At 39.8% G+C, this 23,178-nt stretch carries 24 protein-coding genes; 18 read left to right on the top strand and 6 right to left on the bottom strand.

Annotated features, from left to right (window positions below; genetic code table 11):
- Positions 1-118 precede the first annotated feature (118 nt).
- The 6 genes from B5X70_RS11085 to B5X70_RS11110 all read left to right on the top strand — a co-directional run bounded on the left by B5X70_RS11085 (position 119) and on the right by B5X70_RS11110 (position 4,937).
- On the top strand, positions 119-802 hold the full coding sequence (locus tag B5X70_RS11085; RefSeq protein ID WP_079557976.1) for a hypothetical protein: 684 nt from the start codon (positions 119-121) through the stop codon (positions 800-802).
- Between the two features lie 39 nt (positions 803-841).
- Positions 842-1,696, top strand: a complete 855-nt coding sequence (locus B5X70_RS11090; RefSeq protein ID WP_079557977.1) for a TraB/GumN family protein — start codon at positions 842-844, stop codon at positions 1,694-1,696.
- 48 nt (positions 1,697-1,744) lie between these two features.
- Complete coding sequence (locus B5X70_RS11095; protein ID WP_159450003.1) at positions 1,745-2,743, top strand: TolB family protein; 999 nt, start codon at positions 1,745-1,747, stop codon at positions 2,741-2,743.
- A 47-nt stretch (positions 2,744-2,790) separates the two neighbouring features.
- Positions 2,791-3,237: a hypothetical protein gene (locus tag B5X70_RS11100; RefSeq protein ID WP_079557979.1), complete on the top strand. Its 447-nt coding sequence runs from the start codon at positions 2,791-2,793 to the stop codon at positions 3,235-3,237.
- The gene (locus tag B5X70_RS11105) at positions 3,237-3,389 is read left to right on the top strand and encodes a type II toxin-antitoxin system YoeB family toxin (RefSeq protein WP_079558069.1); all 153 of its coding nucleotides are present in this window, start codon (positions 3,237-3,239) and stop codon (positions 3,387-3,389) included. Before B5X70_RS11100 ends, B5X70_RS11105 begins: the two co-directional genes overlap by 1 nt.
- Before the next feature lie 264 nt (positions 3,390-3,653).
- Positions 3,654-4,937, top strand: coding sequence for a DUF2851 family protein (locus B5X70_RS11110; RefSeq protein WP_079557980.1), 1,284 nt, complete (start codon positions 3,654-3,656; stop codon positions 4,935-4,937).
- A gap of 65 nt (positions 4,938-5,002) precedes the next feature.
- Here B5X70_RS11110 and B5X70_RS11115 read toward each other — a convergent pair whose 3' ends face one another.
- Positions 5,003-5,593: an LPP20 family lipoprotein gene (locus B5X70_RS11115; RefSeq protein WP_079557981.1), complete on the bottom strand. Its 591-nt coding sequence runs from the start codon at positions 5,591-5,593 to the stop codon at positions 5,003-5,005.
- A 297-nt stretch (positions 5,594-5,890) separates the two neighbouring features.
- Here B5X70_RS11115 and B5X70_RS11120 point away from each other — a divergent pair, with 297 nt between their 5' ends.
- The 5 genes from B5X70_RS11120 (at position 5,891) to B5X70_RS11140 (ending at position 10,918) form a co-directional block, all read left to right on the top strand.
- The gene (locus B5X70_RS11120) at positions 5,891-6,973 is read left to right on the top strand and encodes a DUF1573 domain-containing protein (protein ID WP_079557982.1); all 1,083 of its coding nucleotides are present in this window, start codon (positions 5,891-5,893) and stop codon (positions 6,971-6,973) included.
- Positions 6,974-7,041: 68 nt separating this feature from the next.
- Complete coding sequence (meaB, locus tag B5X70_RS11125; RefSeq protein WP_079557983.1) at positions 7,042-8,157, top strand: methylmalonyl Co-A mutase-associated GTPase MeaB; 1,116 nt, start codon at positions 7,042-7,044, stop codon at positions 8,155-8,157.
- A gap of 66 nt (positions 8,158-8,223) precedes the next feature.
- Positions 8,224-9,324 (top strand): TlpA disulfide reductase family protein, encoded by a 1,101-nt coding sequence (locus B5X70_RS11130; RefSeq protein ID WP_232468375.1) that lies wholly within the window; start codon positions 8,224-8,226, stop codon positions 9,322-9,324.
- A gap of 98 nt (positions 9,325-9,422) precedes the next feature.
- Positions 9,423-10,622 (top strand): M20 metallopeptidase family protein, encoded by a 1,200-nt coding sequence (locus tag B5X70_RS11135; protein ID WP_079557984.1) that lies wholly within the window; start codon positions 9,423-9,425, stop codon positions 10,620-10,622.
- Positions 10,623-10,750: 128 nt separating this feature from the next.
- On the top strand, positions 10,751-10,918 hold the full coding sequence (locus tag B5X70_RS11140) for a DUF362 domain-containing protein (RefSeq protein ID WP_079557985.1): 168 nt from the start codon (positions 10,751-10,753) through the stop codon (positions 10,916-10,918).
- 44 nt (positions 10,919-10,962) lie between these two features.
- Here the strand turns inward: B5X70_RS11140 and B5X70_RS18330 are convergent, their stop codons facing one another.
- Genes B5X70_RS18330 through gldB form a run of 3 tightly spaced genes read right to left on the bottom strand, consistent with a single transcriptional unit; the run spans position 10,963 to position 13,366 of the window.
- Complete coding sequence (locus tag B5X70_RS18330; protein WP_234995080.1) at positions 10,963-11,511, bottom strand: 5-formyltetrahydrofolate cyclo-ligase; 549 nt, start codon at positions 11,509-11,511, stop codon at positions 10,963-10,965.
- Positions 11,512-11,519: 8 nt separating this feature from the next.
- On the bottom strand, positions 11,520-12,305 hold the full coding sequence (locus B5X70_RS18335; RefSeq protein ID WP_232468377.1) for a nitrilase-related carbon-nitrogen hydrolase: 786 nt from the start codon (positions 12,303-12,305) through the stop codon (positions 11,520-11,522).
- Between the two features lie 35 nt (positions 12,306-12,340).
- On the bottom strand, positions 12,341-13,366 hold the full coding sequence (gldB, locus tag B5X70_RS11150; RefSeq protein ID WP_079557986.1) for a gliding motility lipoprotein GldB: 1,026 nt from the start codon (positions 13,364-13,366) through the stop codon (positions 12,341-12,343).
- A 241-nt stretch (positions 13,367-13,607) separates the two neighbouring features.
- Here gldB and B5X70_RS11155 point away from each other — a divergent pair, with 241 nt between their 5' ends.
- From B5X70_RS11155 to B5X70_RS11165, 3 genes are all read left to right on the top strand, one after another.
- Positions 13,608-14,222, top strand: a complete 615-nt coding sequence (locus B5X70_RS11155; protein WP_079557987.1) for a porin family protein — start codon at positions 13,608-13,610, stop codon at positions 14,220-14,222.
- Positions 14,223-14,246: 24 nt separating this feature from the next.
- Positions 14,247-15,905 (top strand): NAD+ synthase, encoded by a 1,659-nt coding sequence (locus B5X70_RS11160; protein WP_232468378.1) that lies wholly within the window; start codon positions 14,247-14,249, stop codon positions 15,903-15,905.
- Between the two features lie 127 nt (positions 15,906-16,032).
- Complete coding sequence (locus B5X70_RS11165; RefSeq protein ID WP_079557988.1) at positions 16,033-16,740, top strand: Crp/Fnr family transcriptional regulator; 708 nt, start codon at positions 16,033-16,035, stop codon at positions 16,738-16,740.
- A gap of 211 nt (positions 16,741-16,951) precedes the next feature.
- Here the strand turns inward: B5X70_RS11165 and B5X70_RS11170 are convergent, their stop codons facing one another.
- Together B5X70_RS11170 and B5X70_RS11175 are read right to left on the bottom strand one after the other, a co-directional pair.
- Entirely contained in the window at positions 16,952-19,423 is a 2,472-nt protein-coding gene (locus B5X70_RS11170) for a bifunctional UDP-N-acetylmuramoyl-tripeptide:D-alanyl-D-alanine ligase/alanine racemase (RefSeq protein ID WP_232468379.1), read from the bottom strand.
- Complete coding sequence (locus B5X70_RS11175; protein WP_079557989.1) at positions 19,420-20,004, bottom strand: thymidine kinase; 585 nt, start codon at positions 20,002-20,004, stop codon at positions 19,420-19,422. The genes B5X70_RS11170 and B5X70_RS11175 overlap by 4 nt, the downstream gene beginning before the upstream one ends.
- 92 nt (positions 20,005-20,096) lie before the next feature.
- Between B5X70_RS11175 and B5X70_RS11180 the strand changes: the two genes are divergently transcribed.
- Genes B5X70_RS11180 through B5X70_RS11195 form a run of 4 tightly spaced genes read left to right on the top strand, consistent with a single transcriptional unit; the run spans position 20,097 to position 23,178 of the window.
- On the top strand, positions 20,097-20,876 hold the full coding sequence (locus tag B5X70_RS11180) for a hypothetical protein (RefSeq protein WP_079557990.1): 780 nt from the start codon (positions 20,097-20,099) through the stop codon (positions 20,874-20,876).
- A gap of 7 nt (positions 20,877-20,883) precedes the next feature.
- Positions 20,884-21,561 (top strand): 16S rRNA (cytidine(1402)-2'-O)-methyltransferase, encoded by a 678-nt coding sequence (gene rsmI, locus B5X70_RS11185; RefSeq protein WP_079557991.1) that lies wholly within the window; start codon positions 20,884-20,886, stop codon positions 21,559-21,561.
- 26 nt (positions 21,562-21,587) lie between these two features.
- Positions 21,588-22,457 (top strand): Cbp1 family collagen-binding glycoprotein adhesin, encoded by an 870-nt coding sequence (locus B5X70_RS11190; protein ID WP_079557992.1) that lies wholly within the window; start codon positions 21,588-21,590, stop codon positions 22,455-22,457.
- A gap of 22 nt (positions 22,458-22,479) precedes the next feature.
- The gene (locus B5X70_RS11195; RefSeq protein WP_079557993.1) at positions 22,480-23,178 is read left to right on the top strand and encodes a YjjG family noncanonical pyrimidine nucleotidase; all 699 of its coding nucleotides are present in this window, start codon (positions 22,480-22,482) and stop codon (positions 23,176-23,178) included.

Here is a 23,178-nt window from a genome sequence, read left to right on the forward strand (position 1 = left end):
AATCAGGCTTTAAGGGTAAAAGAAACAAATAGCGCAAAAAACGAACGTTAAATAATGTGAATTTGTGAAAAATTACTACTTTTGAATTATTGAAACCATTAATCCTAACCTTATTAAAATGACAAGAAACGAACAACTTCAGTTTTGCAAAGTATGCCAGCTTAGGCAAATGGACATGAAACAGGGACTTGTATGCAGTCTGACAGGCAACATCGCTACTTTTACTTCAGCATGCGAACACTTTAATCTGGACGAGAAAATAAAAACAACACCTCAGGTTGAATTGGAACCATTAACCCCGGGCGATGTGATTCACAGGATTACACCAGAACAATATGCAAGATTAAAAAGTGAACAAAATCTGGCATTTGGAATTTATGCAGGCATTATTGCCGGTTTTCTTGGTGCTGTGGTTTGGGGGGCAATAGCAGCTGCCACAGGCTTCCAGATTGGATGGCTTGCTCTTGGGATTGGTTTCGGTGTAGGTTTTGGCGTAAGAACTTTCGGAAACGGTATTGAGCCAGTATTTGGTGCGGTTGGAGCCATCATCTCTCTGTTCAGTGTTTTTCTGGGAAAATTCTTTGCTTTAATGGCGATAATTGCAAAGATGCAGGATGTAAATGTTTTAGATTTAATATTTGGCTTCGATTATCGTCTGCTGCCACAGCTAATGTCAGCAACCTTCAGCTTTATGGACATCTTATTCTATGGATTAGCTCTTTACGCGGGGTTTAAATATAGCATAAGAACTTTCAATGACAAAGACATTGAAAAAATCAGAGCCGACAAATCTCTCTATTAAAACAATTTAAGCAATTACTAAACCTCTAATACAAAAAAAATGAAACGAGTATTCGTTCTTTCCTTGTTCTTTTGTACTATGGTTGTTTGTATGGCACAAAACAACAGCCTTCTTTATCGTGTTTCCGGTAACGGTCTGGAACAGCCTTCATGGATTTATGGAACCATCCATATGATTTGTGCCGATGATTTCTTTGTGTCGGAGTCAGTTACCGAAGCACTAAAAAACAGCCAAAAAATGGTGATGGAACTGGACATGAGCGATCCTCAAATGATGCAAAAAATGCAAAGCCTGGCCATGCATCCGGAAATGAAAAACATCTCAGATGCTATGACTCCCGAAGAAATTGAAGCATTCAACAACTATCTGACCAGCCGATTTGGTGCAGGACTGGAGCAGATTGGCATGATGAAACCATTTGTGATAGCATCGATGCTTGTGATGACACAGATTAACTGCGACAGAATAGAATCCTATGAAAACTATTTCTTAACTTATGCAATACAAAACGAACTGACAATAAAAGGACTGGAAACCATTGAGTTCCAGACAGGCATATTCGACAATATACCATACGAACTTCAAGTAAAAGAGCTGGTTACCATGATAAATGATCCTGAAAAAGGTTTGGCAGAATTTGAGCAACTCGTTCACTGCTATAAAAATCAGGATATAAACTGCCTTTACGAAGCCATAAAAGAATCTGACAGTTATATAAGAGATTTTGAAGAGATACTTCTTACCGAACGAAACAAAAACTGGGTTCCGATATTAGAGAAAACCATGGCAAGCCACCAGTCCTTTATCGCTGTGGGTGCAGGACATCTTCCGGGGGAAAAGGGTCTGCTTAATCTGCTTAAAAAAGCTGGTTATACGGTTGAGGCAATAAAGTAAAAGAAACAAAAACCCACGTCCTAATCAAAGACAAAAGAAACCATGGTTATGAAAAATGTACTTACAATCATATTTTTCACCATTTTCATAGGCTTAACTTCTTCGTGCGAAAAATCAAATAATGAATATAAGTATAATGAAGGCAGATTGCCTAGAACGCCTGTCAACTTGTCTGATTTCAATACAGAGCATGATGATTTCAATATGACAGCACCAACACTGGGAGAGTTGATACCCTTTTGCTTCTCGTCTAACAGGAATAGTAATGGAGACGAATTTGATATCATTTTTAAGCCTATGGATATAAGCTTTGATAGAACAACTGAAATCCTCACGATAAAAAATGAATACGGAGTCTGGGGCAGTTATGAGGAATATTTTGAAGTAATAAAAGATGGGCTGAATAAAATTAAAACATCCGGAAATGAACTGGGGCCTAATCTGATAATAGAACATAATTCAAACAAAATGAATTTCATCTTATTGTATTCAACTGACATTACCGGAAATTCCAAAATAAACTACATTTCAAATAAGAATAACACAGAATTTTCAGACCCCAGAGAGGTGATGTTTTTGAATTCCGGGAACGATAACATGTACCCCACATTTAATTCGGATAAATCGAGAATCTATTTTTGTTCTAACAGAGATGGCAACAGTTTTAACATCTACTACGTAGATGTTAATGCAGAAACGGACATTGAGTCATTACTGTCAGATGATTCACCGTATGAAGTTTTTCTTGAAGAATCACTATCAAGCCTGTCGGATGATAAATGTCCCTATATTTTTGATAACAAAATAGTGTTTGCTTCAAACCGGGAAGGTGGAAATGGAGGTTTTGATCTATATTACAGCCTTTGGGAAAACAACCAATGGAGTGATCCTGTCAATTTTGGATCAACAATTAATTCAGAATACGATGAATTCAGACCTATAGTATTTGATGAGAGGGTTTCAGAGACTCAATCAATGATGATATTCTCATCCAATCGCCCCGGAGGACTGGGTGGGTTTGATCTATATTTTGTTGGAATTGAGTAATTGTTTTCAATGAGAGCTTCCGAGCGGTTAAAAATTCATGTATATAAATGATTATGAAAGTATTGTTAATCTATATTTTAACTATAGCTTGTGTTCCTGGCATGTCGCAAAAAACTAGGAAGTTTTCGTTAGGGGATCAACATTATTTTTTAGATGTATCGAAAGGATTTATCTGCTACAAAATTATTGATGATGAACATTATATAGAGTATAGATTAGCTTATAATGACTCATCAATCATATATATCACTAATGATGATAAATCAGGTGGAGCAATAAACATATTTAAAGAAAAAAAATACGGTAAAGATGTTTCTTTGAAGATATTGCTAAATGAAACATTGGATTTAAACGGAGAATATATGGGAAGGTATTGGAGAGAAAAAAAGGAAAGTAATGTTGTAGTTGGATATATCAATGTACTGCCACAAGACATAGAGAAATTCAATATTATTTTATCAACCCTTCGAATGACAAGACGAGTTAGGAGGTAATCAAATATCGTCTTGCGGGGAAATATTCATGCAGACTAAATCATAAGCACCGACTTGTATACTCAATAAAAGAAGATGTTATTACTGTTCAAGCACTAAGCCTTTGGGGTCATTACGGTGATAAAAAACTTTTAACCTCCACCACACTATAAGGTTTATCAGAGCCAAGCTTTATATTACATGCATTAGGCATCTGTAAAAAAATGTCACGACACTTGTTTCAATTATTTTGCATATAAACTCAAACAACACCACTCATCTCCCATTCGACAGCACCGTGTGTACAAATATACTACATATGGCATTAGCTCTAGAACGCCCGGGGATCTCATTCAAAAAAACGGTTATCAAATATCTCCTGAATTAAAATAAATATCGTATTTTAGGGATAAACCTAATAACCAATTCCCGAGAATATGACCGAAGATTTTCTTCATTACATTTGGAAACACAGGCTTTACAAGCCGGGACAGTATTTCTCCAATCAGGGAGAGCAATTGGAGATCATCAATCCCGGACTTCTGAACAGCGATGCAGGTCCCGATTTTTTCAACGCAAAAATAAAAATCGGTGACACCATGTGGGCCGGAAACATTGAAATCCATCTAAAAGCCTCAGATTGGTTCAAACATGGGCATCATCAGGATGAAGCATACAACAATGTTATACTTCATGTGGTTGCTGAAAATAATTCAACATGTTTCAATGCATCTCAAAGAGAAATTCCTGTTTGGGAAATCCCCATTGAAACGGCTCTCACGCATAAATACATGGAACTTCAGCAGAATCAGTTATGGGTTCCATGCGCTGAAGATATAAAACAGATTGATGAATTTCATTTAGGACAATGGCTGGAAAGGATGACCATTGAAAAACTGGAAATGAAAGTTGATTCTGTAATTAAGCTACTTTCCCAATACAACAACGATTGGGACGAAGTTTTTTATGTTCTGCTGGTTCGTAATTTTGGCTTTGGATTAAATGGAGATCCTTTTGAAATGCTTGCCCGACGAACTCCATGGAGAACGATATTAAAAAATGCTGATAACATTGAACGTTTGGAGGCCATTTTTCTTGGTCAGGGAGGGTTTCTTTCAGATTTGCTCCCGGAAGATGAATACATCCAAAAACTTCAGAAAGAATATAAACTTCTTTCCGCCAAATATGGATTAACCCCCATTGAAAGTCACACATGGAAATTTCTTCGGTTAAGACCATCCAATTTTCCAACCATCAGACTGGTGCAGTTGGCTGAATTATTTAACAAAGGTAGATTGTCACTTAGTAAGGTTTTAAAAGCTGAGACCACACAACAACTTATCGCATTGCTTAATATTTCACCATCGGGTTATTGGATGAATCATTACCGTCCCGGAGCTGAGTCTCCTGTAAAAAGCAAAGCCATAGGACAAAACTCCCGTGAACTCATCATCATTAACACTTTTGTTCCTTTAGCATTTGCTTATGGTAAACTTAGAGGAAACGAGGAGTTCTGTAGTAAAAGCACAGGATGGCTGGAGTCCTTAAAACCTGAATCGAATACCATTATCGAGAAATGGGAGGAGACTGGCATTCAGGCCAGGAATGCGGCTCAATCTCAGGCACTGGTTCATTTAAAAAAACGATATTGCAGAGAAAAGAAATGTCTGATGTGCAGAATTGGGCATCTGATTATTTCAGGAAAAACGAACCCTCAATAAAAAATAAGGTTCAACGAGACGTGTCTCATTGAACCTTATTTTCGTTGTTCAGAACAAATATTTTCTTAGTAACCTCTATCCTGTCTCATTTGCTCCATTTCCTGATTAAAGGTATCTTTAAACCTTTCATAATCATAATCTAAGCGAAGTCTTTCATCTCTTGAAATGCGATCATTCATTGCATTTACCAGTTCTTCACCACTTAACTCAATGGCAATATAGGTTTTATAACGTCCCTCTGGAGTTCTGGTAAGTTCCTCGCAAATTACCCGTGTACCGGTTAAACGCTGATTAATTACTTCGCGCGTAAGGCCTTCATAACGTTGAGTAAACTCCTGACGATTGCCTACTGTAATATCCTGTACATAATTATCGATCACTGATTTAACAGTAACCTCAATTTGAGCAGCCAATTCAGCTCTGGCATTACTCAGAGCCATACGTTTAGAGTTGGCTTGGTTTGGACTTTCTGCTACACTGTTTGCTCTAAAAAATTCTGAATTGGAAAAATAATCAGGACCGCTGCATAAAACTTCAACACGAGTCTCTCCCGGAGGAGGAGTTACAGTTGCAGTCTCTTTTTTCGATCGGCACTGAGTAAACATCAAAACGGTACCAACCATTAATAAAGATAAGAGGTAAGTAAACTTCTTCATAATATCAAGCTTTAAATTAAATAAACAGTTTTTATATAAATTTATTACATGCTATTCAAAAACCGAACCACAATTGGCTATACAAAAAACAAAAACTGCAACCGCTTCATTTCCTGGCCATTTAAAACGATTACACAAATCTTGGACATCAGCTTCTGGTATAACTTTTGAAGTTCACAACACAGTGTGTACGAAAGAATGATCAGACAGGTTTTCATTTTACGCGTAAAAATTATTTCACTAGTTTTACATAGTTAAAATACAGCCTGATTAATTGATAAATTAAATCACAGACGAATGAAACAGTTTTCAACCATAGTCATTTTAATATTGGCATTTTCAATTACCGGCATGAGCCAACGTTCAAAACCAACTATTCATTTTGAGAATAAGGTTCATGATTTTGGTGAAATCCTTGAAGAAAACGGGGTGGTAAGCCATGTTTTTGAGTTTACCAATAATGGGGAACAACCTCTTGTTATTCATAACGTCCGCACATCCTGTGGATGTGCTGCACCGGAATGGACTAGAACACCCGTTCAACCAAAACGTCAAGGCACTATAAAAATAACATACGACCCACGTAACAGACCCGGTAACTTTAATCAATCCATTACAATTGCCAGCAATGCCGAACAAGGTCAGGAAATACTAAGAATTATTGGCACTGTTACCCAGGGAGCCCGGCCAATTGAAGAAATCTACCGGCGGGAGATTGGACCTATACGTCTTAAACACACAAATTTATCTTTCGGAAGAGTACCAAAAGGTACACAAAAAGAAAATTCTGTTGAAATCATAAACACATCACAAAATCCTGTAACCATAACATTTGCCAGAGTGCCTGATCATATTACCATGGAGGCATATCCCCAAAGGCTCCAACCAGGACAAGAGGGTATTATCAGAGGCATTTTTAATAGTGAGAAAACAGATGAATGGGGATTTGTCAATACGCATATGCAGGTTCTGATTAACGGTGAACAAATAAGCAATAATCGCATCAGCTCCACTGCAACCGTTGAAGAGGATTTCTCCTCATGGAATGAAGAAGCACTTGCAAATGCACCAAAAATAGAGTTTAGCCAAACCACATTCGATTTTGGAGAGATAAAACAGGGAGAAATAATCAACCACTCATTTATTGTTACAAACTCCGGCAAAAGTGATTTAATTTTGCGCCGCGTCAGAACCTCTTGCGGCTGCACAGCATCCAACCCCGATCGCAGCATTATCCCTCCGGGACAATCCACCTCAGTTCCGGTAACTTTTAATTCACGCGGACGAAGTGGAAGACAAAATCAATCCATTACAATTTACACCAACGACCCTGACAGAAGTGCATCAATATTAAGACTTTCGGGTGTTGTAATACAATAAGGGTCAAATATTCGGGATTGGTTAAAATATCCTTTATCTTTGTTTGTCAAAATAATTTTTAACAGAACATGCACCTGGGAAAAGAACACAGTCATATCGAAAACGATCCCAACTATAAAGGACTCATTGTAAACAAAGGAGTTGAACAACCACCATCGGTTAACCCCGATGCAGCCAGACGATTCCTGCAAAAAAGACCACAGGAATTGACTTTGGCACAGTATGTGGATGGAATTCTGGCAGGCGACATAACAATTTTGAGTCGTGCCGTAACACTCATCGAAAGTTCTCTTCCCAAACACCAGGAGTTGGCTCAGCAGATTATCCTTAAATGTCTGCCACATTCAGGGAGTTCAGTAAGACTTGGTATTACTGGCGTTCCGGGCGCCGGGAAAAGCACCTTTATTGAAGCTCTGGGTTTGCACTTGATAGAAAAAGGTGCCAAACTGGCCGTTTTAGCCATTGATCCCAGCAGTGAACGATCCAAAGGGAGCATATTGGGAGACAAAACACGAATGGAGAGTCTCTCATCGACACCCAACGCCTACATAAGACCTTCTCCCTCGGCGGGATCACTGGGAGGTGTAGCCCGAAAAACCAGAGAAACAATCATTCTTTGTGAAGCAGCAGGTTACAACACCATCTTTATTGAAACTGTAGGTGTGGGACAGAGTGAAACTGCTGTTCATTCTATGGTCGATTTTTTCCTGTTAATACTGATAGCAGGTGCCGGAGACGAACTCCAGGGAATAAAACGAGGCATTATGGAAATGGCCGACGGAATTGCAGTTAATAAAGCAGATGGCCAGAATATACAAAAAGCTCAATTAGCAAAAACACAATATTCCAATGCCCTACACCTATTTCCGCCAACCCGTTCGGGATGGATACCACGGGTAGAAACCTGCTCATCCATCCTATCTGAAGGTATTTCTAATATTTGGGATATGGTTGAAGAGTATATGCATAAAACCAAAAGCAACGATTTTTTCAACCAAAACCGTCGGGAACAAGCCCAATATTGGATGTATGAATCCATCAACGAAAAATTAAAAAATAATTTTTACCATAATGCGTTAATAAAGAATAAAATTGCCGAAATTGAACCCCTGGTAAACAGCGGACAAATCAGTTCGTTTGAAGCTGCCAGAGAACTGCTTGAATTGTACAACAAACAGGTATAACAATGAAATAAAATGCAGTTTGACTGCATTTTAATAAACACTTATAATTTAAACAACTTTATTTTTATGATGAAAAAAGTATTTTTTGCACTGGCACTTACGATAATTTTGGCTGCCTGTTCATCCGACAGCTATAAGTTGTCAGGTAAATTTAATGATGTAACAACCGGTACTGTATATTTGAAAAAAATTACAGAGTTTGGTATTGAAGATGTTGATACCACTGAATTGGTAAATGGAGCCTTTACTTTTGAAGGGTCAGTTGAACACCCTGAACTCTACTTGATATTTCATGGGACTAACAGGGTTCCGATTGCACTGTTTTTGGAAAACACCAACATTACCATAACAGGAAGCACTGCTGAAATGGAAGCAGTTGAAATTAAAGGTTCACGTCTTAATAATCTCTTCAAAAAATTCAATGATGAAATTCCTCATAGTGAAAAAGTAGAGAGAATGAGGGAGGAATTTTTCATGGCTCAAAGCAGCGGCGATCAATCAACCATGGAGAGTATAATGGCCGACATGCAGGTCATTATCGAAGAGCAGCAAAATTACTATCGTAATTTTGTTAAAGAGAACAGTAACAATGTTGTTGGTGCTTTTCTTGCCTTAAACATGGCACAGGGTCTTGAAGTGGAAGAGCTGGAAGAGATTCTTGAGAAACTTGAAGCCAATCTTTCGGGTCATCCATACGTAGTTCAACTACAGGAATTTTTAACTCCTATGCAAACCCAAAGAGCAGCTGAAGCGGCGCTTTCGGTTGGAAATGAAGCACCGGTTTTTACTCTTAAAGACATTGAAGGGAACGCCGTAAGCCTTGATCAATACCGCGGGAAATATGTTTTTCTTGATTTCTGGGCAGCATGGTGTCGTCCATGCCGCATCGAAAATCCAATTTTAAAGAGAGCGTATGATCGCTTTGGTGGAGATGAATTTGAAATCGTGAGTGTTTCATTGGACGAAACCACTGAAGCATGGAAAAAGGCTGTAGAAGAAGATCAGCTAAACTGGGTTCTTCTGCACGACCCGATGGGAAGCGTGGCTCAAACCTATGCCGTTCAATCCATTCCTAACACATGGTTGCTTGACAGAGATGGAAACATCATGCACAAGCAATTAAGAGGTGAGGAACTGATTGAAGTATTAGAAGGACTTCTAAACTAAATCGAATTTGACAATATTATAGAAAAGGTCATCCGCAAAAAATACCGGATGGCCTTTTCTTTTTTTGTAAATTTGTCATCAAACAAAATAAAACCTTCATGCGTCAATCACTTTTAGAAAGAATCCGACAACTTTCAGATCAGATTTATCCTGAAATAATCAATCATCGTCGATGGCTGCACCAAAATCCGGAATTATCGTTCGAAGAAGTTCAGACTTCAGAGTACATCGCCAATGAACTTAACAAACTCAAAATCCCTTTCAAAAAAGGGATTGCCGGTACCGGAATCATTGCAACCATCGAAGGCAAATCCACAAATGGACCGGTGGTTGGTCTCAGAGCCGATATGGATGCTTTACCCATTCAGGAGAATTCGGGATTGGAATTCAGTTCTAAAAAAGAAGGTGTGATGCACGCGTGTGGACATGATGCACACAGTGCATCATTATTGGGTGTCGCAAAAATACTTACGCAAATAAAAGATTCTTGGGAAGGTACCGCCCTATTAATATTTCAGCCAGGCGAAGAGAAATTCCCGGGTGGTGCGTCATTAATATTAAAAGAAGGTGCATTAAATGATCCGAAACCAGACATCATAATTGGTCAACATGTTCTTCCGGAAATGGAGAGCGGGAATGTTGGATTTAAACCGGGGATGTATATGGCCTCGGGCGACGAAGTTCACATCACTGTGAAAGGGAAAGGTGGACATGCGGCCATGCCACACACCCTGAACGATACTGTTTTAGCTGCATCGCAAATAGTTGTTGCACTTCAGCAGGTGGTTAGCCGAATTGTGCCGGCAACAATCCCGACCGTGCTTTCATTTGGACACATTGAAGGAAAGGGAGCGACCAATATCATTCCGGAAACAGTTTATCTGGCTGGAACCCTGAGAACCATGAACGAGGAGTGGCGCGAAAAAATAAAAACAAAAATCAGGGAAATTGCCAAACACACAGCTTCTGCCTACGGATGTGAATGCACCATTGACATAAAAGATGGGTATCCAATGGTTTTCAACAATGAGTTGGTTACACAAAAGGCATTAGAGATGGCTTCTGTATACCTTGGTCAAGATCAGGTTGAAGTGATGGATACCCGCATGACTGCTGAAGATTTCGGGTACTATAGCCAAGAATTCCCCTGCACATTTTACCGTTTTGGAGTGAAACAAAAACATGACATTACCGGTGCTCTGCACACACCACAGTTTAATTTAAACGAGGAATCATTAAAAACAGCATCGGGACTCATGGCATTTATTGCCATCGGCTTCTTAAACACACAATCATGATATTCTGAACTTTAGACCCTAAACACAATTTATAACCTATAAAAATAAACGCTTTTAACGCCAAATGATTTTTTTTAATAAAAAAACCCAATAATTTTGCCTGTAAGTAAATCCTAAAATCTAATAAAATGGCTTACGTTATTAATGAAGATTGCATTGCTTGCGGTTCCTGTTTAGATGAGTGCCCCGTAGATGCCATCGCAGAGGGCGATATTTATGTAATTGATCCCGAAGCTTGCACCGATTGTGGCGCTTGTGCTGATGTTTGTCCTACTGAGGCAATCCATCCCGCATAATAAGCACTGAAATGCATTAAAAAGGCTGCCTTAGGCAGTCTTTTTTATTTGGGAACAATTACAATATCAAGTACTTCATCATGAGGTTCAACCGGCACTTCTTTTACCATCTGAAACCTGAATCCAACCCCAATCTTAACTGCTTTATACAATTTTGGCAGTAATTTATCGTAATAACCCGCTCCTCGTCCCAATCTGTATCCCAAATGGTCAAAGGCCAGCCCGGGAACCAGCACAAGATCAACCTTATCGTACTTCGTAAAAATTTCTGTACGCGGTTCCATAATTCCGTACTTCCCTTGCGGAACCAGCGAATCTTCACCTTTGAAATATCTTAATTCCAACTTTTCGCCAGCCACTTGAGGCAACAAAAAAGTTTTTTCAGGATGCCATTTCAAAATTAAGGGACGTAAATCAATCTCATCATACAATGGCCAATAAGCCAATATTATTTTTGACTCTAAAAAAGCTTCAGCTTCTTCAATCTCTTTGACACAAATCATGCATTCGGCATGTTTCGCCTCCTGAGTCATCAACCGCTTATAACCGGCGATCTCTTTTCTCAGCGCTCTCTTTTTTTCAACGACTGCCATACTCTTCATCACTGATTTACTTCGTATACATCTATTCGGCGGTCTTCAAACGCATGGTTCTCCTCTGTTATTTGTTTATCTGTCGATTTCTTAAGATCGACATCAGCTACCAAAGATTGCTCTTTCTTTCTTTTTCCTTGCAGCAAATACTCACCTGTTGGAGAAACCAAAACTGAACAACCGGTAAATTTTAAACCCCGCTCAGTACCCACTCGATTGGTGGTGGCAACATAAAATCTATTGGTAAGTGCATATCCAGGAATGGCAGTCTGGCACCAGGGTAAAACCAAATTAGACGGATGACAAACCAACTGAACTCCCTTTAGCCCCATTATTCGCCATACTTCAGGAAACATCCAATCGAAACAGATCAACATTGCTATTTTCCCCAAAGGTGTTTCAAACACCGGTAACCCCAGATTTCCGGGTTCAAAAATATTTTTTTCGTTTTTAAAAAGATGCAGTTTTCGGTAAACCCCAAGAACACCCTCTTCATTTACCAAAACGGAACTGTTATATAGCTTGTCCCCCTCTCGTTCATTAATCCCGCTTACAAACCAGCAACGATGTTTTTGCGCCTGAGACATCAAAAATCTGACGAATTTACTGTCACTAAGCTTTTCAGATAATAAAACAGCCTCTTCGCGGGAAGCAAACGCATAGCCTGAGGAAGCCAACTCTGGTAAAACCCATAAATCGGCACTATCCGATTTTTCGAGAGATTTCTCAATAATCCTGATGTTTTTGTCTATATCTCCTATAACCGGAGCGTATTGTAACAACCCAACCCGCATAGCAAACTTATTCGTGAATGACTGTGATTCAATAATTATGGTCTGTACCTGGCAGCAGCGAAAATCTCATGGCCGTTATCCATCTCCATAAGTTCCCGCAAAGTAACATCCGGATTTCTTCTCATAAACGATTGTATGATTCTGTATCCAATATAATGACCCGTTCGACCAGGAGAGTCCTGCCCAAAGAAAAACGTAAACGGACTCTTACCAATATAACGCTGAAGTGTCATCCTGTCTGTGGAGAAGAGATGTTTTTGTTCAACTACAACAGCCCACATATCCTTTTCAAATCCTTTAACCCAAGCCATCTCTTCTTTGGAAAAATCAAACAGCAATGTATCAGGAATATCCGGAACCATATGCTTTACAAACCAAAGCAGTTTTCCATTATAAATCATCTGATTGGCCAAATCATCAATGGAATCGTTGTACAAATATCTGCTCATGGCGATTGCTTTCATCACATCCGGCACTACTTTTTCGGTAGCTTTGGTACGTCTCAAATACATGGGAACCGATAACCACTCATAAAAAATACAATCGGCGCCGAGGTATTGCTCAACACTGATTGAAAGCCATGTTGAATCAACAACCATATTCTGATTAAATCCGGAGATGTGCAAGTAAATATCTGGAACAGGCTCGTCGGGAAAGTAATACAAATAGTATTGAAATGCTTTGGTCAACTCCCGTTTTAACGCATCCTTATCATGAAAAACATGCCGAACAGTATCCAAAACCTCTTGATTGGGTTCATAGTCAAGGAAGAACCTCATATTTTCCACGTAATCAGAATCATCTGGGTGCCCCGCTCCGATCACCCCTAAACTATAAGCTTCAAGATACTTTCCATAAGTTTTTTTCAATCGATCTAATTCCAGATGAAAACTGTCGGGATTGATGGAAAACAAATCTTCATAGAATGGAATCAAATTTATATCAACTTCTATGTGATCGACCCTTGGTGGTCGCTCACAGGAACATGAATTAAACAAAAGCACAAAAGCAACAGGTGAGAGTACCAATAATCGAAACCAAAATGATCGATTTTCAGACATAGTAAATCAGATTAAATTAAAAATATAATTGCAATAATAGAAACATGGCCTTGATTTTGCAATAAAAGCCGGCATAAATCGGTAATATCATTAACAATAATTATTCCCAAAAGAATACATATAAAGCAATTTATTGCTTTATATGTACCAAAACACACGTTGATTTCATTAAGTTTGTACAAAATTTTGAGAACATTTAGTCATTAACTGAAATACACCTTAACATTCAACACTTTAAGAAATGAAAAAGCTATTTTCTCTATTTATAATTCTGATTTCGATAACCCAATTATCGGCTCAACACAGTGGCGATTTCAGGTTTTCTTTTGTTCTTACGCCCCAGGTGTCATGGATGAAATCTGATCATCAGAATGTAGAAGACAAAGGTTCCCGAGCCGGATACAATTTTGGGGTACTCATGGATAGATTTTTTGGCCATAATTACGCATTTGCCACTGGACTCACAATCAACACAACAGGCGGAAAACTTTCGTACGATACCGGGGAAGAGGTTTTCAGTCAACGATACAACTTGAAATATTTAGAGGTTCCACTGGGATTAAGGCTGAGGTCAGAAGACATCAGACGAACCAATATTTACGGAAGATTTGGGCTATCGCCTCAGATAAATATCCAGGCACAGGATGGCAACGGGAACAGCATAAGCAACGAAGTCCGATTCTTCGATTTAGGATACCATCTTGGAGGCGGTATTGAATATTCCGTAGGTGGACGAAATGCCTTAATGATAGGTCTGTTATTCAACAACGGATTTACAGATATTACGAATAAATCAGGTTTTAGTGACAAATCCATCCTGAACAGATTCGTCTTCGAGTTTGGCTTTATCTTCTAATACAGAAAAAATCAGAAAAAGATCATGCAGGCACCAATTAAACTGGCACTTTCGCAACTCAACTACAAAATAGGCGACTTTGACGCCAATAAGGCAAAAATCATTAATGAAATAAAAAAAGCCGCGGAAAACCACGTTGACCTCATCATCTTTTCCGAATTGGCCATTTGTGGATACCCACCTTTGGACATGCTAACACGTGAAGAATTTGTCCGGAAAGCCATTGACTGCATGCATGAAATTGCAAAACACTGCCAAACCGTCACGGCAATTGTTGGCGGGCCCTCTATCAATCCGGGATCGAAAGGAAAACAACTCTTTAACTCCGCCTGGCTTTTAAGTGATGGCGATGCCCGTCCGGTAGTACACAAAACACTTTTGCCTACTTACGATGTATTTGATGAATATCGCTATTTTCAGCCCAACCAGGATTTTAATGTCATAAGCTTTAAAGGACACAGGATTGCCATCACAATTTGTGAAGATATCTGGGATGACCGGCCAATAGAAAATGCCTTTGACAGGAACCATCTATACACCCTGTCGCCCATGCAAAAGCTGGCCGCGTTGCGACCAACTTTTGCCATCAACATTGCCGCATCACCCTTCTCATACCATCAGCACGAAATCAGAAAACAGGTGGTATGTAAAAAAGCAGCCCAATATCAAATCCCCGTTTTCTATGTAAACCAAACCGGAGCCAATACAGAACTAATTTTCGACGGAGGCTCCATGGTTATTTCTCCCGCCGGGGAAGTAATGCACAGATTAGGCTTTTTTAAAGAAGAGACCTTTTACACAAAATTTAACGAACCAGCCACTCCCAATAAATCAGAAGAGAAGCCTTCAGAAATTGAATTAATTTACCAGGCTTTGGTGACAGGTGTTCGCGACTATTTCAACAAAAGTAGCTTGAAAAAAGCCTTGGTAGGATTATCGGGTGGAATTGATTCTGCACTTACTGCTGCCATTGCTGTTGCCGCATTGGGAAAAGAAAACGTACATGGAATTTTAATGCCATCACAATATTCCAGCGATCACAGTGTAACTGATGCACGCGATTTAGCAGAGAACCTTGGCATGAGTTATGAAATTATTCCCATAAAAGATATTGTACTCCAATTTGATTTTGCACTACAAAACTCCTTTTCCGGTAGGGAAAGTGATATAACCGAAGAGAACATCCAGGCTCGAATACGTGGAACGTTACTAATGGCATACTCAAATAAATTTGGAAACATTCTGCTGAACACATCCAACAAAAGCGAGGCAGCTGTTGGTTATGGCACCCTCTATGGCGATATGAACGGCGGCCTCAGTGTTTTAGGCGATGTATATAAAACCCGTGTATTCGAAATGTGCCGGTTTCTGAACCGAAATGAAGAAATAATCCCCGAAAACACCATCAGCAAACCACCATCGGCAGAGTTGCGACCCGATCAAAAAGACTCCGATTCTCTTCCTGAATACGATCTGCTGGATGCGATTCTGTTCAGATACATCGAACAAAACAGATCGGCAAAAGAGATTGTTTCAGAAGGTTTTGACCAGAATACGGTGTTGAAAACAATACAGATGGTTAACCGTAATGAACATAAACGGTTTCAGGCACCACCGGTTTTACGTGTTTCCGGCAAAGCATTTGGATTTGGCCGAAGAATGCCACTGGTGGCAAGATATTAATCCAACCAAACGAACACTTTGGTCATATTTTTAACCATTTCGTTCCATTAGCTTCTATTTATTTGAATTCATTCTGTTTTTTTGCTAATTTTGGTGTTTTAGAACAGTGTTTTAGAACACAGGGCGTATGACATCAACAAAAAAAGCGGGAACAAATGACCCCTCAATTAAAGATATACAGTTAATTTTCAGCGTTCTGACTGACGCTGAAAAAGAGTATTTGGAAAAAAACCACAGAACGCTCAAGTACCGCAAAAACCAAATCATATACCAGGAAGGCGAAATGCCAACCGGTTTGCTTTGTCTCGGATCAGGGAAAGTCAAAATTTTTAAGGAAGGCGTTGGTGGACGTGATCAAATTGTACGACTGGCAAAGGCACCCGGTCTTATAGGTTACAGAGCACTCTTTGCCGGTGAAAACCATGTGGCCTCTGCAGTGGTTATTGAACCCTGCACCATTTTTCACATCAACAAGGAAGTTGTTGACAACCTAATGGCCAGCAACAATAAACTTTGCATCAACATCATCAAATCCTTTGCCTCGGAGCTTGGATTTTCTCGTTTTAGGACAGTTACACTCACTCAAAAACACATCAGAGGTCGATTGGCAGAAAGTTTGATACTGCTGAAAGAAATCTACGGTTACGAAGAAGATGGCTGCACGCTCAACATATATTTATCCCGTGAGGATTTGGCCAATTTTTCAAACATGACCACTTCAAATGCCATCCGCACCCTCACCACCTTTATGAAAGAGAAGCTGATTGCAGTTGATGGCCGCATCATTAAAATTCTGGATGAGGATATGCTGGAGCGCATTTCTCGTTTAGGATAATTAAGAGCTTGTTTAAAATTTTAATAAATCTATATTGAAGATTATTAGATGTTAGACATTTAGACTGATAGACAAGATTAAACAGATAATAAGATCAATCCAATCATCTTTCTCAACTACTCTATCTGTCTAATCCCGAATGCCTCGGGATAACAGTCTTCGAGTCTATAAAATATTTATAAATTAAATTTAAACAGGAACTAAGGCTGGTTTATTCTTTAAAATAAACACGCTTAACACGTTGGCTTATACTGGTTAAAACTTCGTAAGGAATGGTGTCCAGTTTTTCGGCCATCTGTGTTAACGGATGCTCATCGCCAAAAACAACGACCTCTTCACCTTCGGGTATATCCATTCCCGAAACATCAATCATACACATGTCCATACAAATATTCCCGACTATAGGACAAAGCTTTCCGCGCACTAAAACCTGACCAACACCGTTGCTCAGACGTCTGTTTAAACCATCGGCATAACCAATTGGCAATACGGCAATTCTGCCGTTTGCTGAAACACTTCCACGCCGACTGTATCCGATGGTTTCACCGGTTTTTACCGTTTTAATCTGAGAAACATAGGTTTTGAGTGTAACCACATTCAATAAAGGATTTTCAGGCAAACTGCTCACGCCGTACAAACCAATTCCCAAACGTACCATATCAAACTGATACTGTGGAAAACGTTCTATACCGGCAGAATTGAGCGCATGCCGCCAAACTCGATATCCCAAACCCTTCTCAATGATGTCAGCAAAAGTGGAGAACCGGCCAATCTGTTGAGATGTAAAGGCATCATAAACTGAATCATCGGTTCCGGCCAAATGAGTAAACACCGACAATACTCTGATTTTGTTCCTTTTTTTTAAATAAACAACCAACTCTTCGGCATCTTCGGGGTAGAATCCCAATCGATGCATTCCTGTATCCACCTTAAGGTGAATTCCTGTCTCCTCTTCACCGCTTTTTGCCACGTGTTGGCAAAAAGCTTCCAGTATGCGAAATCCATATATTTCAGGCTCCAGCTTATACTGAAGCATCTGGTTAAAGCTCTTCACCTCAGGACTCATAACCATAATCGGTGTTTGAATCCCTGCTTTTCGCAATTCCATCCCTTCATCGGCGAAAGCCACACCTAAATAATCGACCTTATGATGTTGTAAAGCCGAAGCAATCTCAAAAGCTCCGCTTCCATAACCGGATGCCTTTACCATGGCAAGAAGCCTTGTTTGAGGATTTAAGCGGCTTTTAAACGTCTTGAAATTATAAATAAGTGCATTAAGATTGATTTCCAAGCAGGTACTGTGCTGTTTTTGCTCAAGTTGCTCACTGATTCTTTCAAACTCAAATGATCTGGCACCCTTTATCAGGATGGCCTCGTTGCGGAATGAAAGGCGGGGTATGGCAGTAAGCAATTCTTCTGTGGTTTTGTAGAAGGAATCGTTCGGACGAAAACAGGATGCATATCCGGCTATTTCGCTCCCCACCCCTATGAGACGCTCAACTCCACGGATTTTGATTAAATCTGCAATGCGCGGATAAAGTATTTTCGGCTCTATGCCTGTTTGTAATAAATCTGACAAAATAAGGGTGCGTTGTCGTCCTTTTTTACGACCCTGTTGCTCCAGAAAATCAAGTGCCACTTCCAAAGATGTAAAGTCAGAGTTGTAACTGTCGTTAATGATTAGAGAACCGTCGATTCCTTCTATCTGCTCCATTCGCATGGCAACTGGTTGCAACTGCAACATAAAACGGCTGATGCCATCAAAACCAAACCCTTTATAAAGCATCAACAAAATAACCGGCAGTGCATTTTCCTGACTTATTTTATCAGAAAAAGGCAGTATCACGTTAAAAGATTTTTTCTGCCATTGTAGAGTCATTTGCAACTGTCCGTTATCTGCTTCACTGGATAATAACCGTAGATTTGAATCGGGATGAATACCCCAAGTCAACTTCTCCTTTTGGGGATATAACTTCATGATGGAATGATGAATCAATTCATCATCCAGTTTGTAGAAAACAGTATCAACATCTTTGAAAAGAATCAGCTTTTCCCTTAATTTTTCGTCCAATGACGAAAAATTCTCCTGATGAGCGGCACCAATATTGGTTATAAGTCCTAAAGTGGGTTTCAAAATTTCTCTCAAAGAGTCCATTTCACCGGGTTTACTGATGCCGGCTTCAAAAATCCCAAATTCACTCTCATCATTTAATTGCCATACCGATAAGGGTACTCCAATCTGGCTGTTAAAACTTCGCGGCGAACGAGTCACCTTTAAAGAATCCCCTAAAACCTGACCCAACCACTCCTTTACGATGGTTTTCCCGTTGCTACCGGTAATGGCCAATACAGGCAAATTAAAAACCGATCGATGAGTTGATGCGATTCGCTGTAGCGCCTGTAGAGAATTCTCCACAACTATGAATGAAGCATCGTTCATTTCATTAGGAATTTCATACTCCTTTTCAACGACAAACGCTCTCACTCCTCGTTGGTATAGAGCATTTACAAATGTATTTCCATTTAAATGGCCACTTTTAATTGCAAAAAAAAGCACCCCTGCCGGGTTAAAAACCAGACGGCTGTCATACGCTAATTTGGTCACAACGGTGGTGATGTTTCCAAACAGGCGTCCGGATGCCATTTGAGCTATTTGTTGTATGGAGTAAGAAGTCAGAGTCATTTGCTTCGGTTTAACTGATGGTAGCAATTGCGGCAAACAGCTTCGTATGATTCGGCGGCGCCTACTTCCACCAGTCTATCACTGGCTTTAAACCTGTAGGAGAAATGTGCCAAATCACCACATTGCATGCAGATGGCATGAACTTTAGTTACATATTCGGCGCAAGCCATTAAACCCGGCATGGGTCCAAAAGGTTTTCCTTTGAAATCCATATCCAGTCCCGCAATAATTACACGTATTCCCTGGCCGGCCAATGTGTTGCAAACATCAACCAATCCATTATCAAAAAACTGTGCTTCATCAATCCCAATGACATCGGTATTACCACTTAACAACAGTATGTTTCCGGAGCTTTCAACAGGTGTGCATCGGATGCTGTTAGCATCGTGCGAAACAACTTCTTCCTCGCTGTATCGCCTGTCAACCAAAGGCTTAAAAATCTCCACATTTTGCCGTGCAATACGTGCACGGCGCAATCGGCGCAACAACTCCTCAGTTTTTCCGGAGAACATGGAACCACAAATGACTTCGATCCATCCATGCCGCTTATTCCTGTTATTTTGACGGTTTTCGAGAAACATCTGATTTGAAATATTGTTAAGAATAGTAGATTCACAAAAATTCAATTACTACCTTTGCAAAGGTAAAGAAAAATGATTGTCAACAAGATAATATGGAAAAAGAAGCACTGCTTAAAATAATTCTTCAGGACATAAAAGAGCTGGAAACATTGCTGAATACCTTTTCCGGAAAAGAGGACGTCCCTGCCGTATACATACAATTGACAAAGAGTAAAACCCAAGGAATTCTGGATGAAATTGCACTCTTTGAAGGACTTAATGCGCCTCAAAAAATAGATCTGCCAAAAACTCCGCAACCCGCTCCTGTTAAAGAAGAACCCAAACCAACGAAAGAGGAAAATCCTGTGCTGGAGATCATCAATGAACCTGCAGAGGAAGTTAAAACAACTCCATCTCCTGAGCCTGAAATCCAGCATAAAGAAAAACCTTCGCCACCTGCACCCACTCCAGAAAAAACTAAATCACCCGAACTCTCTCCTAAACCGGCTGAACCGTCCAAACAGGAAACGGCAAAAGTGACACAGAAAAATGAGCCATCAACACAAGGAACTGTACTTGGTGAAATATTAGGTAAAGACAAACAATCCTTCAATGAGAAATTGGGAACTGGCCACGATTCCGGAACACTTCCAAAGTTTCAACAACCCATTGTTGATCTGCGAAAAGCAATCGGCATAAACGACCGGTTTTTCTTTCAAAGAGAACTTTTCGGGAATAATTCCGAACTGTTTAACCAAACCATTGATCAGATCAATCAAATGGCCACATTTGAATCTGCTGTCTCTTTTTTATCCGGAAACTTTAACTGGGACCAAAACAATGAAGCAGTGGTATCTTTTAGAGAACTGATAAAAAGAAGATTCCCCAAATAATCCTGAAATGGCCAAATTAATTCTCGTACCTACTCCCATCGGCAATCTGGAAGACATTACTCTCCGGGCTTTACGTGTTTTAAAGGAAGCCGACTTCATTCTCGCGGAAGATACACGCACAACAGGAATGCTTCTAAAGCATTACCAGATCGAGAGCAAAATGTTTTCTCATCATAAATTCAATGAACACAATACTGTAGAAAAAATTACACAGCGCATCAAAGGTGGGGAAACTGCTGCAATGGTCTCAGACGCCGGAACACCAGGCATTTCAGACCCCGGCTACCTTCTGGTAAATCATTGTATTACCAATGGCATAGAAGTTGAATGCTTACCCGGAGCAACGGCGCTTATTCCTGCCATCGTGATGGCAGGATTACCAAACGACAGATTTTGCTTTGAAGGATTCCTTCCTCCCAAAAAAGGACGCCAAAAAAAACTAACGGCACTGCAGCAGGAAGAAAGAACCATGGTGTTTTACGAGTCACCACACCGATTGGTAAAAACGCTGAATCAATCTGCCGAGTTTTTTGGATTGGAAAGAAAAGCAGCTGTATGCAGAGAGTTGTCAAAATTTTATGAAGAAATTAAACGAGGAAGCCTGGAAGAATTAATAAAATATTATACCGATCATCCTCCCAAGGGGGAAATCGTGCTGGTCATTGAAGGAAACAGAGAACAATAACAATTTACACCCATAAATCTAAGAATATGAGAAATTTAATTTTACTCATGCTGATGCCGTTCTTATGGCAATGCACATCGGGCCCCTCCCGTACCGAGCTGATGCAGATGAACGACTCTCTTTTGGTGGAAACAGCCAAAAAAGAGATCCAATTAAACCAGTTGGTTGAGACACTCGGTGATATTGATGAAAACCTTCGCCTGATTAAAGAGAAGGAACAAATTATATCGGTTCAGGCTGAATCCGGAGATATGCGTGGTCGAACCGGTGAACAAATCAACGAAGACATTCAACTCATATATGAGTTGATGGTTCAAAACAAGGATCGAATTCAGCAACTAGAAGCGCAACTCAGAAACTCAGGTGTTGAGAACAATAGAGTAAACCGTCTGATTGCCGGATTAAATGAGCAACTTCAGGAAAAATCAGCACAAATTGTTTTGCTTCAGGAGCAACTTCAACAAAGAGAACTTGTCATTGACCATCTGAATCTGGAGATCATGGATCTCAGTTTCGAGATGGACTCCATCCGCAAGGCCGGCGAAGCCACCCGTCAACGCCTCGATCAAACCACTGATCACTATAACCGGGCCTGGTACACCATGGGAACCCGTCGTGAACTTCGTGACCAAAACATTTTAACCCGTGAAGGATTCCTGTTTTTTGGAAGCACCAGAATACTGAAGGAAGATTTCGATAAAAGTTATTTCCAGCAAATTGACATCAGGGAAAAAGACACAATACAGCTTTACACATCAAAAGCTGAAGTGCTTTCAAATCATCCGTCAGGGTCATTCCAAATGGTTACCGGAGAGGAAGGAAATCTGATTTTGGTAATAGAAGATCCGGAACTTTTCTGGAGTATAACGCGTTATCTGGTCATTCAGGTAAATTAACACAGGAGTTTAATACATAGTAATGTACATTCAGCAGTATCAACATCTTTTTTTTGATCTTGATCACACCCTTTGGGACTTTAACACAAACGAAAAACATACACTGTCAGAGTTGTTTATGCGGTACAATCTGGATAAACACTTTGACAGTTTTGACATTTTTTTCAACACCTACGAGCCAATAAATGCCGATTTATGGCTTAAATACAGACATGGAGAAATCAGAAAACCGGAAGTTGCCATAGGGAGGTTCCATAATACGTTTTTAACCTCCGGTCTTGACGATTTTGAAATGGCACGAAAATTCTCTTTTGATTTTGTGGCGGAAAACTCTAAAAAAACAGCACTTATTCCCGGTGCAATTGAACTTCTGGAGTATCTGCATCCAAAATACAATCTTCACATCATTACCAACGGATTCATAGAGGCACAGCATGTTAAGATGGAAAAGAGCGGACTAAAACCCTTCTTTCAAAAAATATTCATTTCGGAAGAAATTGGTGCACCAAAACCTAAACAAGAATTCTTTGAACATGCCATACGAAGCTGTAACGCAAAGAAAAAAGAGAGTTTGGTAATAGGCGACAGTCTTGAAACCGACATCGCCGGAGCCAAAAACTTCGGATTGGATCACGTATATTTTAACCCTGCTGGAACACCTCATAATGAGGTGGTTTTTATGGAGATCAGATCGCTGCGGGAACTATTAGATTGTTTGTAA

The sequence above is a fragment of the Alkalitalea saponilacus genome (genome assembly GCF_900168165.1).
Classification (GTDB): domain Bacteria; phylum Bacteroidota; class Bacteroidia; order Bacteroidales; family Marinilabiliaceae; genus Natronoflexus; species Natronoflexus saponilacus.

Excerpts from the sequence above, each read along its gene's own strand:
- B5X70_RS11100 (WP_079557979.1), top strand. The coding sequence starts at position 2,791 with ATGATTATGAAAGTATTGTTAATCTATATTTTAACTATAGCTTGTGTT.
- B5X70_RS18335 (WP_232468377.1), bottom strand. The coding sequence starts at position 12,305 with ATGCGGGTTGGGTTGTTACAATACGCTCCGGTTATAGGAGATATAGAC.
- B5X70_RS11130 (WP_232468375.1), top strand. The coding sequence starts at position 8,224 with ATGATGAAAAAAGTATTTTTTGCACTGGCACTTACGATAATTTTGGCT.
- B5X70_RS11180 (WP_079557990.1), top strand. The coding sequence starts at position 20,097 with ATGGAAAAAGAAGCACTGCTTAAAATAATTCTTCAGGACATAAAAGAG.
- B5X70_RS11165 (WP_079557988.1), top strand. The coding sequence starts at position 16,033 with ATGACATCAACAAAAAAAGCGGGAACAAATGACCCCTCAATTAAAGAT.
- meaB (WP_079557983.1), top strand. The coding sequence starts at position 7,042 with ATGCACCTGGGAAAAGAACACAGTCATATCGAAAACGATCCCAACTAT.
- rsmI (WP_079557991.1), top strand. The coding sequence starts at position 20,884 with ATGGCCAAATTAATTCTCGTACCTACTCCCATCGGCAATCTGGAAGAC.
- B5X70_RS11155 (WP_079557987.1), top strand. The coding sequence starts at position 13,608 with ATGAAAAAGCTATTTTCTCTATTTATAATTCTGATTTCGATAACCCAA.
- B5X70_RS11190 (WP_079557992.1), top strand. The coding sequence starts at position 21,588 with ATGAGAAATTTAATTTTACTCATGCTGATGCCGTTCTTATGGCAATGC.
- B5X70_RS11090 (WP_079557977.1), top strand. The coding sequence starts at position 842 with ATGAAACGAGTATTCGTTCTTTCCTTGTTCTTTTGTACTATGGTTGTT.
- B5X70_RS11170 (WP_232468379.1), bottom strand. The coding sequence starts at position 19,423 with ATGACTCTGACTTCTTACTCCATACAACAAATAGCTCAAATGGCATCC.
- B5X70_RS11120 (WP_079557982.1), top strand. The coding sequence starts at position 5,891 with ATGAAACAGTTTTCAACCATAGTCATTTTAATATTGGCATTTTCAATT.
- B5X70_RS11195 (WP_079557993.1), top strand. The coding sequence starts at position 22,480 with ATGTACATTCAGCAGTATCAACATCTTTTTTTTGATCTTGATCACACC.
- B5X70_RS11140 (WP_079557985.1), top strand. The coding sequence starts at position 10,751 with ATGGCTTACGTTATTAATGAAGATTGCATTGCTTGCGGTTCCTGTTTA.
- B5X70_RS11110 (WP_079557980.1), top strand. The coding sequence starts at position 3,654 with ATGACCGAAGATTTTCTTCATTACATTTGGAAACACAGGCTTTACAAG.
- gldB (WP_079557986.1), bottom strand. The coding sequence starts at position 13,366 with ATGTCTGAAAATCGATCATTTTGGTTTCGATTATTGGTACTCTCACCT.
- B5X70_RS11160 (WP_232468378.1), top strand. The coding sequence starts at position 14,247 with ATGCAGGCACCAATTAAACTGGCACTTTCGCAACTCAACTACAAAATA.
- B5X70_RS11115 (WP_079557981.1), bottom strand. The coding sequence starts at position 5,593 with ATGAAGAAGTTTACTTACCTCTTATCTTTATTAATGGTTGGTACCGTT.
- B5X70_RS11135 (WP_079557984.1), top strand. The coding sequence starts at position 9,423 with ATGCGTCAATCACTTTTAGAAAGAATCCGACAACTTTCAGATCAGATT.
- B5X70_RS11085 (WP_079557976.1), top strand. The coding sequence starts at position 119 with ATGACAAGAAACGAACAACTTCAGTTTTGCAAAGTATGCCAGCTTAGG.
- B5X70_RS11175 (WP_079557989.1), bottom strand. The coding sequence starts at position 20,004 with ATGTTTCTCGAAAACCGTCAAAATAACAGGAATAAGCGGCATGGATGG.
- B5X70_RS18330 (WP_234995080.1), bottom strand. The coding sequence starts at position 11,511 with ATGGCAGTCGTTGAAAAAAAGAGAGCGCTGAGAAAAGAGATCGCCGGT.
- B5X70_RS11095 (WP_159450003.1), top strand. The coding sequence starts at position 1,745 with ATGAAAAATGTACTTACAATCATATTTTTCACCATTTTCATAGGCTTA.